Raw genomic sequence first — 13,590 nt, forward strand, 5'->3', positions numbered from 1 at the left:
GATAGGTTGATTTATGAGACATAGAGTAAAAGGAAGAAAATTAAAAAGAACTGCTTCGCACAGAACCGCTACTTTGCGTTCACTTGCAACTTCTGTTTTGAAACATAAAAGAATCAAAACAACATTAGCAAAAGCAAAAGAAGCTCGTACTTTTGTTGAAAAACTTATTACAAAAGCAAAAAGAAATGACCTTCACTCAAAAAGATTAATAATGAGTGAAATAAAAGATAAAGAGGTTGTAAAAGAACTTTTTGCAGAAATAGTTCCTAAGATTGGTGACAGACCAGGTGGATACACAAGAGTTATTAAGCTCGGTGCACGAGTTGGTGATGCAGCTCAGATGGCAATACTCGAATTAGTTGATTATAACGAAGTTGCTAATAAGAAAGCTGAAGAAAGAAAAGAAAAACGTGAGCAGAAAGCTCAGGAAAAAGCAGCACAAAAAGAGAAAGCTGCTGAAGAAACTGCAACTCAAACAGCAGAAGAAAAATAATTTAGCCATCATTAAAATCTAAAAGAGTAATCGGAATTCCGGTTACTCTTTTTTTATTTGCTTATGTTCAAAGAACAAAAATTTGTTAAATCAGTTTATTCAATAGATGATCTTCCAAAACTAAGACTGCCTGAAATTGTTCTCTGTGGCAGGTCTAATGTTGGTAAATCATCATTTATAAATTCTCTTTTCAACAGAAAAGATTTAGCAAAAATTAGTTCTACTCCCGGCAAAACAAGATCTATCAACTATTACGACATTGACAATAAATTTTATATTGTTGACCTACCCGGTTATGGCTATGCTAAAGTCAGTTTATCAGAAAGAAAGAAGTGGGCTAAATTGATAGAAGAATTTTTTACAAAATCCGGTTACATCAATCTTGTAATTCATATAATTGATTCAAGACATAAACCCACTGAACTTGACATTCAATTAAACACTTTGATGAAGCAACTTAATCTTACTTACATTTTTCTATTGAATAAATCTGATAAGCTAAAGCAGTCAGAGTTTAAAATTGCTTTAAAAAATATTGCTGAACTATTTCCTGAAGCCATATATAATGAAAACACATTTTTCTATTCTTCAGTTAAGGGAACAGGAAAAAAAGAAATTAAAAGTTATCTTTCTTCCACTTTTTATTCGTAAACGCTTTCAGATTTCAATTTGTTTGATAAAATTTGCCAACAAAGTTATTTTTATTTTAAAGTAATTAAGCCAAAAGCCTCCGGATGAATAAAAGACAGAGAAAACGTTTACTTATTTTTCTAATTGTGCCCATATTAGCTGCAATTTTATTTTTTACAGATGATTTGCTGATAAGAGTTATCACAATTGCTTTAATGGTAATCTATGTCGCATTTATTATTTTTCTTAGAGACTCAATAAGATTTGATGGAAAATTTTCAATCGATACGAACGAAGATTTGGAGCCAGAATATACACCATCATCAACTTCCGATACAGAAGAATCATTTGTAATCGTTTCAAAGAATAAAGATGTAAGCGTAATCACTGCTGAAAATTATAAACGGAATTTTGTCAGACCATCAGATACGAAGTTAATTCCACCAGACTTAAAAGAAAGATTTGAAGAGATTGCAAAAGAAGAACTTCCTGCAGGCATTGGCAATGATGGGAAATTTGCTTTCGCATTGGAAAAAGTTCTCGCAGTAATAAAAGATGCTTACTCAGCCCACTCTGCTTTATTCTTCTGGTACAATAAGAAAAAAGAAAAACTTAGCATAGAAAAATTTGTTTCCGTAAGCACTGATATAAGTAATCGGAAATTTGATATTGAAGATGATATTCTGAGTAAAATAGTTCAGAAAAGTGAACCTGAATTATTAAGTAACATTTCACCAACAGCAGAAGCTGATGTTATCAGATATTACGATAAGCCACAGGGAATCAGAAGTTTTGTTGGAGTTCCGCTTTTCTATGAGAATAATCTTATTGGAATTCTTGCAATGGATTCCAAGATGGACGATGCTTTTGGAATTGAAACAATCTATTCGCTTGGCAGGTTTGTAAGAGTTATTACAATGATCATTCAGATTTTTGAAGAGAAACACTCTGATATTATTTCCCAAAACCGACTTAAAGCTTTATTAAATTTGATTGGACCTGAGTCTGATTTCGAAACTGAAGAAGGATTGTTTAATGCGATTCAAAATTCTCTTAAAGATTTAATTGAATGGGATGTCTTTTCCTTTGTTTATTTCAAACCTGTTGAAAAAAGATTTGAAGTAGTTAAAGTAATAAACAATACAACACTAAAGTACATCGGACAAGGTCTTCAGGTTGATTTATCATCAACCATAATTGGAAAAGCAGTTACAACTGGTCTTGCAGTAAAAATTGATGAGATGTCCTCAGAAACTTTTAAGCGCTTTACCAAAAATGAAGACTTAACGCTGGATGGTTCTTTCCTTGCAATTCCAATCGTTTATTCAAATCAGAATTTTGGTGTACTTTGCTTCGAAAGTCTGAAGAAAGCCCATTACACAAATGCCGATGTTAAATTCTTACAAAGTGCTGTTAATATCATTGCTTACATAATCTATTCTTATTCATCACAGAAATTATTAAAGAGCTTGATTGCTTTGGATCTCGATACCCGTGCTTTAAATGCAGAGAATTTCAAACAAAGATTGATTGAAGATTTGGTAAAACAATATTCAGTAAAAGCACAGGGAGCACTGGCACTTATCAAAATTGATGATTTCCTTGAACAGGAATCTTTGTTTGATGGAGATCCATTTCCAAAAGTTTTAGAAGCTGTGGCTGAAGCAATTTCAGAAGACTTAACCCCAATGACAATTTTCGGCAGACTTGATGAAAGAATTTTTGCTGTTCACTTCTTTAATACTGAACCAAAATCTGTTTATATCTGGGCAGAAAAATTAAGAGTCAAAGTTGCTCGTAAACCTGTGAATGTTGTTTCGAGACAGAATACTTATACAATTTCAATTGGAGTTGCCACAACAACAGGCAGAACTGATGCAGATGAAGTTTTGGAAAATGCTCATCTTGCCCTGCAGAAAGCTGTTGAAAAAGGTGGCAATGCGGTGCGGAACATAAACTAATCTGATTATCAATGAATAACTTTATCGTAATTATCCTTGACGGAGTTGGTGTTGGCGAACTTCCTGATGCAGAATTATATGGTGACAAAGGCAGTAACACATTAGCTAACATCAGTAAAGCACTTGGTTCAATACAATTATCCAATCTTCAAAAATTTGGTCTTGGAAATATCATTCCGATAAATGGAATTGAACCAGTAACAAAGCCAATGGCTTCATTCGGAAAAATGACCGAAGTTTCAAAAGGGAAAGATAGTACAACCGGACATTGGGAAATTTCAGGATTACAAATTGATTTTAATTTCGATTACTTTCCTCATGGTTTTCCGGATGAAATCATAAAAAAGTTTATTGAACTAACAGGTGTTAAAGGAGTTCTTGGTAATAAACCTGCATCCGGTACTGAAATAATTAATGAACTTGGTGATGAACATATTCGAACAGGTTATCCTATAGTTTATACTTCGGCTGATTCAGTATTTCAGATTGCTGCTCACGAAGAACATTTTGGTTTGGATAATCTTTATAGAATTTGTGAAATCACCCGTAATAAAATTTTAGTGCCTCCTTTAGTTGTTGGAAGAGTGATTGCCCGACCATTTATTGGTAATAATGGTAATTATACCAGAACAACTAACCGGAAAGATTATTCACTCGATCCTCCTTCAAAAACAGTGTTAGATTATCTTCAGAAGAATGGAATAAACACAATTGCAATAGGTAAAATAAATGATTTGTTTAATCATCGGGGAATTAATGTTTCGGAACATACAAAATCAAATTCCGAAGGTATGAAAACATTGTTGGAATATGTTTCGATGGTTTCAACATCTTTTATCTTTGTTAACCTTGTCGATTTCGATGTTTATTTCGGTCATCGAAATGACCCGAAAGGGTTTTATGAAGCTTTGAAAGAATTTGATGATTTTCTTCCGAATCTAATAAGCAAATTGAGCGAAAATGATCGTTTAATTATTACGGCTGATCACGGTAATGATCCGACAACTCCAAGTACCGATCACAGCAGGGAATATGTTCCTGTTCTCTTTTACGGAAAGAATAAAAGAGCTTATGAATTGGGAACCCGAAAAACTTTTGCTGATGTGGGTAAAACTGTTGCAGAATACTTTAAGGTGCCTAATGAACTTTCAGGGGAAAGTTTTCTAAATCAGTAATTATAGTATTCAAATGAAAAAGCAGACACACGATTTCCTGAATCCAAAAAATGTTTTTCTTAAATTTGAACCCGGCTATAATTACAGAATCTTTATTCCGGGGAAAAGTTTTGAAGGATTAACAGATAAAGAAATAAAATTAGTTGAGAAAATTTCTGAAGTTCAAAAATTGGATGAAATATTTGTTGTTGAATTCCTCAAAACCGAAGGCGCTTTATCCAATAAAAAGTTTAAACTGAAAAAGTAAAAGATGAATAAACATTATTTAGTTGATACTGATATTCTTTATGACCATCTCACTCACAATGAGAAGAATAAAAGATCATTTCTTACAACTTTAATGACAAAAGGAGAATGCTTTACAACAGTTTTGAATGCTAGCGAATTGTTTTTCTCAGCGAGAACCGAAGAGGAAAAGCTTGCGATAAAAAAATTACTTTATGCTCTTAAAGTTTTAGGATTAAATAGCAGATATTCTCTTGAGATTCCTAAATACGCAGATAAATTCAACAATTTTCGTGAATGTCTATTCTATATTGCTGCAGAAAAGAATAATCTTACTATTGCCACAAACACACCTTCAAAATACAATTTTGGTAAAGTAAAGGTAATTACACAAAAGAAAGCTCAAAGAAAATCAGAAAAATAAATCTCTCTTTAATTCAGTTTATATTTTTTAATCGGTTTATTATCTTAACCAGGCACAAATGAAGAATTGTTTGAAATTGTTTCGATCTGGCTAAGCATCAAAAATAAAATCATTAATTTGATTTGTCAGAAATTGAGTTGAGCAATGAAATTATATAAACAAATAACAAATCGTGAAGCAGCATCACTCGATAAATATTTGAGTGAAATTGCAAAAGAACCATTGCTCACTGCCGAAGATGAAATCGAGCTCGCTATTAAAATCCGTAATGGAGACACTGCCGCATTAGAAAGACTGATAAAATCAAACCTTAGATTTGTTGTAAGTGTAGCAAAGCAATATCAGAATCAGGGACTTTCTCTTGGTGATTTGATTAATGAAGGTAATGTAGGTTTAATGAAAGCTGCCAGAAGATTTGATGAGACAAGAGGATTTAAATTTATTTCTTATGCTGTTTGGTGGATAAGACAATCCATTCTTCAGGCACTTGCTGAACAATCAAGAATTGTCAGACTTCCTTTGAACCGCGTTGGAACTCTGAACAAAATTGGTAAAGCATATAGCCATTTAGAACAGGAATTTGAACGGGAACCAAGTCCGGAAGAACTTGCAAACGCACTTGAAATGGATGTTGAAGAAATTAGTGATGTGATGAAAATGACCGGCAAACCGATGTCGATGGATGCTCCATTCAATCAGAATGAAGAAAATAGTTTACACGATGTGCTTGTTAATGACGATTTACCTTCTCCTGATGATGAGCTTATGACTGAATCATTGAAGGAAGAAATAAAACGCGCATTGAATGTTCTTAACGAAAGAGAAAAGGAAGTGCTGAAATTGTATTTTGGGATTGACAATGACCAGCCCTTAACACTTGAAGAAATTGGTGAAAAGTTTAATCTTACGCGTGAACGAGTAAGGCAAATAAAAGAAAAAGCAATCAGAAAGCTCAGACATAATTCCCGTAGTAAAAATTTAAAGTCATATCTTGGATAACAAATGAGTTCTTCTTTTAAATACCTTTTCCTCCTCACTTTATTATTAATTCATTTTGGATGTTCGCCTTCATCGCAAACTATAAGATACGGAAAGGAAAATAAAACTCAGGCAAAGCAGGATTCGACTGAATCCAGAGATACTTTAGTTTATGATGATAGCGATGAAATTGCTGAATATCTCGAGCCTGATGATATGCCTGAGGAAAAATCCTCGTACAATATTTCTGATATAATGAAAAAACTTGAGAAGACTGATAACCTCAGCACTGAGCAGGCGACTGCAAGAGAAAAATTATTGATGGAAATTATTAAGTATCTTGATACTCCTTATAAATATGGTGGAAGTACATTAAGTGGAATTGATTGCAGCGCATTCACACAATCTGTTTATCAGGACGCTCTGAATGTGAATCTTAACAGAACCGCTCGCGATCAATTTACTCAAGGCAGAGTTATAAAGAATAAAGATGAACTTGAATTTGGTGATCTCGTATTTTTCAACACAAGAAGACGGGTGCGTCCCGGTCATGTTGGGATTTATATTGGAGATGGATTATTTGCTCACGCAAGTACAAAGGGTGGAGTTATGATTTCTTCTCTTGATGAAGATTATTATTTTAAACGATATATGGGCGCACGCAGAGTTGTTGAGGATGATACTTTTTAAAATAAAAAACTCTCCTGCTTCAGGCAGGAGAGTAGTTTACTGAAATTATTATCAATTAACTGCAACCGGTTGTTGCTCCACAAGTCATACATTTCAAACAGGTTCCGTTTCTTACCATTGTGATGCTTTGACATTCAGGACAAATGTCACCAGTGTAGCCACTTTCGATAGCTTTCTTAACTTTAGCAGTCAATCCATTTTGCTTCGAACTAGTTGAACTTATTCCAAATCCGGATGGTGTTGTTGAATAACTTAACTTTTCAACATTCTGTTTATCTAATTCGAAAACGCGTTCGCTAACAACTTCTTCACTTACAAAATCCGGTTCAGAGATTTTCTTTACAATTCCTCTTGAAGCTTTGGTAGAAATTTCATCATCATTCAAGTGTGCAAGATCGGTTCTTCCTAGATATGTTACTGCTAATTCACGGAAAATATAATCAATAACTGATGTTGCCATTTTGATTTTATCATTTCCGGTAACAATTCCACTTGGTTCAAATTTGGTGAATACAAATGCATCAACAAATTCTTCCAATGGAACACCGTGTTGCAAACCGAGTGAGATGGAAATTGCAAAACAGTTCAGCAAGCTTCTGAAGGCAGCTCCTTCACGATGCATATCAATGAATATTTCTCCGAGCTGACCGTTCTCATATTCTCCGGTTCTTATATAAACTGATTGACCATTAATTTTTGCTTTTTGGGTGTATCCACTTCTGCGGCTTGGAAGTTCTCTTCTTTTAGCAATGTATCTGTGAATAATTTTTTCAGCTACTTTTACAATGTCATTCTTTTCTTTATCCTCAAGAATTGCTTCTGCTTCTTCTTCAGTTAAAGTATTTAGTGGTTGTGAGAGTTTTGAACCATCTCTGTAAACAGCATTTGCTTTTACACCAAGTTTCCAGGATTGCATATAAGCATCTTTGATATCATCGATTGAAGCGCTGTTCGGAAGATTAATTGTTTTTGAGATTGCACCTGAAACAAATGGTTGTGCAGCTGCCATCATTTTTATATGAGCGAGAGGTTTAATAAATCGTGTACCTTTCTTTCCACATTTGTTAGCACAATCAAAAACGGGATAATGTTCGTGCTTCAGGAACGGAGCTCCTTCAATTGTCATCGTACCACAAATGTAATCATTTGCTGTTGCAATTTCTTGTTTAGAAAATCCAAGTTTCTGCAGCAGGTCAAAATCATAAGAATCAATCTCTTCTTTGCTGAAACCAAGTGTTTTGGTAAGAAACTCATCACCAATTGTATAACGATTGAAAGCAAATGTTATATCGAAAACTGATGGTAGTGTTTTGTTAATTTTATTTATTATCTCATCTGTAAAACCTTTGGCTTTCAATGATTGCGGATTGATATACGGACAACCCTCGAGTGCACCAGCGCCTTTTGCGTACTTGATGATTTCTGTTATTTGGTCTTTATTATAACCAAGTTTTTCCAGTGCAGGCGGAATTGATTGATTAATAATTTTAAAGTAACCTCCACCAGCCAATTTCTTGAACTTAACCAAAGCAAAGTCAGGTTCAACACCGGTTGTATCGCAATCCATTACCAAACCAATTGTTCCTGTTGGAGCAATTGCAGTGACCTGAGCATTTCTGTAACCATATAAAGTTCCAAGTTCTAAAGCTCTGTCAGCATCTTCTCTTGCTGCCTGAAGTAAATCAGAAGGGCAGTGTTTAGGATTAATTCCAACAGGGGAAATTGTTAAACCTTCGTACTCTTCGTTCGGAACATTGTAGGCAGCTCTTCTGTGATTTCTTAAAACACGCAGCATATTTTCTTTGTTCTCTTCGTATCTTGGAAATGGACCAGCTTCTTTTGCAAGCTCTGCAGAGGTTGCATAAGCTGTCATATGCATAATTGCTGTTAATGCACCACAAATTGCAAAGCCCTCGTTGCTGTCGTATGGTATACCCTGAAGCATAAGTAATGCACCAAGATTTGCATAACCTAATCCAAGTGTTCTGTATTCATAACTTAGTCTGGCAATTTCTTTACTTGGGAATTGAGCCATCACAACACTTATTTCAAGAACTATTGTCCATAATCTTGAAGCGTGTCGGAATGCATCTATGTTAAATTTATGATTCTTATCATCATAAAATTTTACAAGATTTATTGAAGCCAGATTGCAGGCAGTATCATCAAGGAACATATATTCACTGCAAGGATTCGAAGCTCTGATTTCTCCACCGGCAGGGCAGGTGTGCCATTCATTAATTGTGTCGTGATATTGAATTCCAGGATCAGCGGAGGACCAGGCAGCGTAAGCAATTTGTTCCCAAAGATCTCTTGCTTTAAGAACTTTACAGGGTTTTGGTTCTCTGTTCTCCTTCTTTGCTTTTCTTTTCTCTGTTCTCCAGTATAATTTCCAATCACCATCATTGATAACAGCTTGCATAAATTCATTATTAACTCTTACTGAGTTGTTAGAATTCTGTCCTGATACAGTCGCATAAGCTTCTGAATTCCAATCAGTATCATATATAGGAAATTCAATTGATTTAAAGCCAAGTTTAGCAAGATGAATTACTCTTTCGATGTAGTTGTTTGGAATTTGTGCTTTGCGTGCTTCGATGATTGCGTGTTTAAGTTTTTTATTCAACTGCTTGTTGAATCTGTCATTTTCCGGATGCTCGTCATAGCAAGCTTTCATTATTGCATTCAGGTGATAGTTGCATAACTTTGAACCCGCAACGAGTGCAGCAACTTTCTGCTCTTCAACAACTTTCCAATTGATATATTCTTCTATATCTGGATGATCCAGATCGAGTGTAACCATCTTAGCTGCTCTTCTGGTAGTTCCGCCTGATTTGATAGCACCTGCTGAGCGATCACCAATTCTTAAGAAAGACATTAGTCCTGAAGATTTTCCACCGCCACTTAGTGGTTCGTTTGCACCGCGAAGTTCAGAAAAATTTGAGCCTGTACCGGAACCATACTTAAATAAACGTGCTTCACGAACCCAAAGGTCCATTATTCCGCCTTCGTTTACGAGATCATCTTTAATTGATTGAATAAAACAAGCGTGTGGTTGCGGATGAGTATATGCATCAGTTGATTTAACAAGTTCACCAGTCTCGTGATCAACATAATAATGTCCCTGAGATGGACCGGAAATTCCGTAAGCCCAGTTAAGTCCTGTATTGAACCATTGCGGACTATTTGGTGCTGCCATCTGATTAGCAAGCATATACATCATTTCATCATAAAATGTTTTAGCATCTTCTTCTGTATCAAAATATTTTGCTTTCCATCCCCAATATGTCCAGGTTCCTGCAAGACGATGAAATACTTGTCTTGCATCTTTTTCTGAAGTATATCTATCGTGTTCAGGTAATTCCTGTAATCTTTCGGTATCAGCTGTTGAAGGAAGAAGCCAGTTAGGAACTCCTTTCTCTTTTACTTTTTTAAGCAGCTTGGGAACTCCGGCTTTTCTGAAATATTTCTGTGCTATAATATCTGTAGCAACCTGTGACCACTGCGATGGTACATAAACATCATCCATTTTGAAAACAATGGAACCGTCCGGATTACGTATCTCTGATGTGCGTTTTTCGAAAGTAAATTCTGATAAAGGATCTTTCCCCTCAACGGTAAAAAATCTTTTTATTTGCATCCAACTCTCCCGCGGATTTAGTTATTAAAAACTGTTTTAATTATTGGAGTGATTTGATCTGAAAAAATTTTTATTCAGTTCTTTTGATTTGTGAACTGAATATTAATGTGGGCGTGAAACTAATCAAAAATTTTTCTTAGTGCAAGATTTTTTCAAAAAATTTTTTCAGGTCAAACTTTCATCAACAAATTATAACTTCATTAATAAAAATCAAACTATAAAAAAAATTTTTTTTGATATAAAAAGTTTGGATTAGTTCAGAAAAATTTTATGCGTAACTTTTGATGTAAAATAATCTTAAATATTTATGGAATCACAGAATAACGAACCGATTATTGAAATAAAAAATTTATCAAAACACTTTAAAGATCTTAAAGCTGTAGATAACCTGAATATCAATGTTTTCCGTGGTGATGTATTTGGATTTCTGGGACCAAATGGAGCTGGTAAGAGTACAACCATCAGAATGCTTTTAACTCTTATTAAACCTAACAGCGGATCAATAAAAATCTTTGGAAAAGATTTATTCAGAGAAAGATTATCCATACTAAGAAATGTTGGGGCAATTGTTGAAAAACCCGACTTCTATGGTTATTTGCCTGCTTATAAAAATTTGGAGATACTTGGAAAAATTTCAGGTCACGAAATTTCTAAAAAAAGAATAATGGAAGTACTTGAATTAGTTGGTCTAGCTGAACGATATAAAAGTAAAGTAAAAACTTTTTCCCACGGTATGAAACAAAGATTAGGAATTGCACAAGCTTTACTTCACGATCCTGACCTGATAATACTCGATGAACCGACAACAGGATTAGACCCGATGGGTATGAAAGAAATTCGTGATTTGATTATACACTTAAGCCGTGATCAGAAAAAAACCGTATTCCTTTCTTCACATATTTTATATGAAGTTGAACAAGTTGCCAACAGAATGATAATTATAAATAAAGGAACTGCAAGAGTTGAGGGAAGTGTTAAAGATTTATTGAATGCAACAAATCTATCTGTCACTTTTGAAGTTAACGAGATTGAGAAATCAATTTCACTGATTTCAGCAAGTAACTGGTCAGAAAAACTAAAAAGCAAATCAGGCAACAAGCTTGAATTTACTATTGGCAATAATGAAATTGCTCTGCTAAATAAATATCTGGTTGAAAATGGAATTGATGTTTATTCTATAATTCCCACAAGGTCACTCGAAGAATATTTCTTAAAAATTACTCAAGAGGCACTCTGATGTTTACTTTGGTTAGCATTGAGTTATATAAAATTTTCAGAAAGTGGAGAACCTATATTGGTTTTGCTGCAATAGGTGTCCTGGTTCCTATTATTCATATTGCAATGGTTTATGAAGGAAAAAATACTATTGACTTCATGACAAGAAATATTCAACAATCTTTTGTCTTCGTTGGCAATCTTCTGAACACATATCTTATTTCTTATATCGTTCTGACCAGTTTAACAGTCCACATTCCTTTTCTGATAACCTTAGTTGCAGGCGATTTGCTTGCTGGTGAAGCAACCGCCGGCACTTATCGATTGATGTTGACCAGACCAGTTACGAGAGAAAAATTTGTAATTGCAAAATTCATTGCCGGTGTAATCTATACAAACCTGCTGATACTTTGGTTAGCTCTGATGAGTCTGGTTGTGGGATATTTCATTTTCGGAGTAGGTGAGCTTTTAATTATCAGAGGTGATATGATAATTATATTTGAACAAAAGGATGTTTTATGGAGATTTTTAGGCGCTTATGGTTATGCTTCTTTGGGAATGACCGTTGTGGCTTCGCTTGCATATCTTTTTTCATCTTTGGTTGAAAATGCGATTGGACCGATCGTAAGCACAATGGCGGTGATAATTGTCTTTGTTATTATCTCTGCGATAAATGTTGACTTGCTTCAGGCAATTCGTCCTTATTTATTTACTAATTACATTTCGTCGTGGCAATTGTTTTTTGATAATCCTGTTGATGTAAATGAAATTCTTAAATCAATAGGAATTTTAGTCCTTCATATTGCTATATTTTTTGGTGCAACATTAATTATTTTCAAAAGAAAAGATATACTTACCTGATGAGGATTTTATGAAGCAGATAATTTTATTTACTCTTTTTGTAATTATAGAGATTTTCCCTCAACAAAAACTTGCTGATGAACTAATTAACTCTGTAATTACTAATTATAACAAAGTAAAAGATTATGAAGTAGATGTTGAAATAAAAGTTGATGTTGATTTTCTAAAAGTTCCCGATGCAAAAGCAAAGATTTACTTTAAACAACCGGATAAAATCAGATTAAAGTCTGAAGGTTTTGCTTTACTTCCCAAAGAAGGATTGGACTTTTCACCGGCTGCTTTAGTCAAAAAAGATTATACTGCTATTTACGAGCAGGATGTGATTCTGAACGGGAAGAAAGTTTCGATGGTGAAAGTTATACCAATTGGTGAGCAATCAAATATTATTCTTTCAACGCTCTGGATTGATCCAATTGATAAAGTAATAAGAAAAGTTGAATCAACTACAAAGACTAATGGCACTTTCACTATTGAATTGTCATACAATGAATCCCTTAAATATCCATTACCGGAGAAAATGGTTTTCTCGTTTAACATTGACAAATTGAACCTGCCAAAAGCTTTTTCAACTGATGGAAATCCTCCTTCAAAAAAGAAAAGATTACCAGATGCGCCAACCAAGGGAAATGTATTTGTTAAATATTCAAATTATAAAGTCAATATTGGAATACCGGATTCGGTTTTTGAAGAAAAGCAATAAAAATGGCGATGGTAGTTTGCAAGGGTTACTAAGGAGGGAACCATTAGCACTCTAGGAGGCATTTTTTATCTACCATCGCCTAATTTCTGTTACAACAATATAATAATGAGCAAAAAGAAAAAAGTCATTAAATTATCTATCACAAAATAATCACATCAAAAATTAGTTGAAATTAATTTCAACAATCTGATCCATTTTATTTAATTGAAATTTTGCTGCATCCCACGATGGAGGTCCGAATAATCCTCTGGCATTATTTGAAAAACCATAGTCTTCTTTTGGTATGCCAAGAAAATTAGTATCGAAATCGTCGTTATTATTTTCATCGTGAAAAGCTTTCACTGCGTAATTTCCTGCAGGCAAATTATCAAATACAGCAATTGCCTGATTATTTTTTATTTCAATTATTGCTGCTTTAAAAGGTGATAAATCATCTTTGTAATTTTCGGATGAATTACAGAGTGCTACTTTAACAGTACCCTGATCACTTTTCAAACCCTTAATCTTAACAATTAACCTTGCTTTCTGAATATCACCTGCGTTGATGAAAACTGAGAACAAAATTATAATTAGTAAAGAGAACTTAACTTTCATTTTT

General features: G+C 34.1%; 13 protein-coding genes. 11 read left to right on the forward strand and 2 right to left on the reverse strand.

All coding sequences use genetic code 11. The features are described from left to right. The first annotated feature begins 13 nt into the window (after positions 1–13). The 8 genes from rplQ to Q0X14_RS15170 all read left to right on the forward strand — a co-directional run bounded on the left by rplQ (position 14) and on the right by Q0X14_RS15170 (position 6,576). On the forward strand, positions 14–493 hold the full coding sequence (gene rplQ, locus Q0X14_RS15135) for a 50S ribosomal protein L17 (protein WP_348343397.1): 480 nt from the start codon (positions 14–16) through the stop codon (positions 491–493). 63 nt (positions 494–556) lie between these two features. Next, positions 557–1,144 carry a ribosome biogenesis GTP-binding protein YihA/YsxC gene (yihA, locus tag Q0X14_RS15140; protein ID WP_297840460.1) on the forward strand — a complete coding sequence of 196 codons (588 nt, stop codon included), beginning with the start codon at positions 557–559 and terminating at the stop codon, positions 1,142–1,144. A 125-nt stretch (positions 1,145–1,269) separates the two neighbouring features. Beyond that, on the forward strand, positions 1,270–3,084 hold the full coding sequence (locus Q0X14_RS15145) for a GAF domain-containing protein (protein WP_297840463.1): 1,815 nt from the start codon (positions 1,270–1,272) through the stop codon (positions 3,082–3,084). An 11-nt stretch (positions 3,085–3,095) separates the two neighbouring features. Then, positions 3,096–4,259 carry a phosphopentomutase gene (locus Q0X14_RS15150; RefSeq protein WP_297840465.1) on the forward strand — a complete coding sequence of 388 codons (1,164 nt, stop codon included), beginning with the start codon at positions 3,096–3,098 and terminating at the stop codon, positions 4,257–4,259. A gap of 13 nt (positions 4,260–4,272) precedes the next feature. After that, positions 4,273–4,506, forward strand: a complete 234-nt coding sequence (locus Q0X14_RS15155) for a hypothetical protein (RefSeq protein WP_297840469.1) — start codon at positions 4,273–4,275, stop codon at positions 4,504–4,506. A 3-nt stretch (positions 4,507–4,509) separates the two neighbouring features. Further along, positions 4,510–4,908, forward strand: a complete 399-nt coding sequence (locus Q0X14_RS15160; RefSeq protein ID WP_297840475.1) for a PIN domain-containing protein — start codon at positions 4,510–4,512, stop codon at positions 4,906–4,908. A 144-nt stretch (positions 4,909–5,052) separates the two neighbouring features. Then, on the forward strand, positions 5,053–5,907 hold the full coding sequence (locus tag Q0X14_RS15165; protein WP_297840477.1) for an RNA polymerase sigma factor RpoD/SigA: 855 nt from the start codon (positions 5,053–5,055) through the stop codon (positions 5,905–5,907). A gap of 3 nt (positions 5,908–5,910) precedes the next feature. Further along, positions 5,911–6,576: a C40 family peptidase gene (locus Q0X14_RS15170; RefSeq protein WP_297840480.1), complete on the forward strand. Its 666-nt coding sequence runs from the start codon at positions 5,911–5,913 to the stop codon at positions 6,574–6,576. Positions 6,577–6,631: 55 nt separating this feature from the next. Here Q0X14_RS15170 and Q0X14_RS15175 read toward each other — a convergent pair whose 3' ends face one another. After that, positions 6,632–10,216 carry a vitamin B12-dependent ribonucleotide reductase gene (locus Q0X14_RS15175; RefSeq protein WP_297840483.1) on the reverse strand — a complete coding sequence of 1,195 codons (3,585 nt, stop codon included), beginning with the start codon at positions 10,214–10,216 and terminating at the stop codon, positions 6,632–6,634. Between the two features lie 307 nt (positions 10,217–10,523). Between Q0X14_RS15175 and Q0X14_RS15180 the strand changes: the two genes are divergently transcribed. Genes Q0X14_RS15180 through Q0X14_RS15190 form a run of 3 tightly spaced genes read left to right on the forward strand, consistent with a single transcriptional unit; the run spans position 10,524 to position 12,992 of the window. Continuing rightward, complete coding sequence (locus Q0X14_RS15180) at positions 10,524–11,453, forward strand: ABC transporter ATP-binding protein (RefSeq protein WP_297840486.1); 930 nt, start codon at positions 10,524–10,526, stop codon at positions 11,451–11,453. Beyond that, entirely contained in the window at positions 11,453–12,292 is an 840-nt protein-coding gene (locus tag Q0X14_RS15185; protein ID WP_297840487.1) for an ABC transporter permease subunit, read from the forward strand. The genes Q0X14_RS15180 and Q0X14_RS15185 overlap by 1 nt, the downstream gene beginning before the upstream one ends. A gap of 10 nt (positions 12,293–12,302) precedes the next feature. Next, positions 12,303–12,992 (forward strand): hypothetical protein, encoded by a 690-nt coding sequence (locus tag Q0X14_RS15190; protein ID WP_297840490.1) that lies wholly within the window; start codon positions 12,303–12,305, stop codon positions 12,990–12,992. Between the two features lie 162 nt (positions 12,993–13,154). On the opposite strand, the gene Q0X14_RS15195 is transcribed toward Q0X14_RS15190, so the two are convergent. Further along, a complete protein-coding gene (locus Q0X14_RS15195; protein ID WP_297840492.1) occupies positions 13,155–13,586 on the reverse strand; it encodes a DUF2141 domain-containing protein in 432 nt (143 codons plus the stop codon). Positions 13,587–13,590: the final 4 nt, after the last annotated feature.

Source organism: Ignavibacterium sp., assembly GCF_025998815.1.
Taxonomy (GTDB): domain Bacteria; phylum Bacteroidota; class Ignavibacteria; order Ignavibacteriales; family Ignavibacteriaceae; genus Ignavibacterium.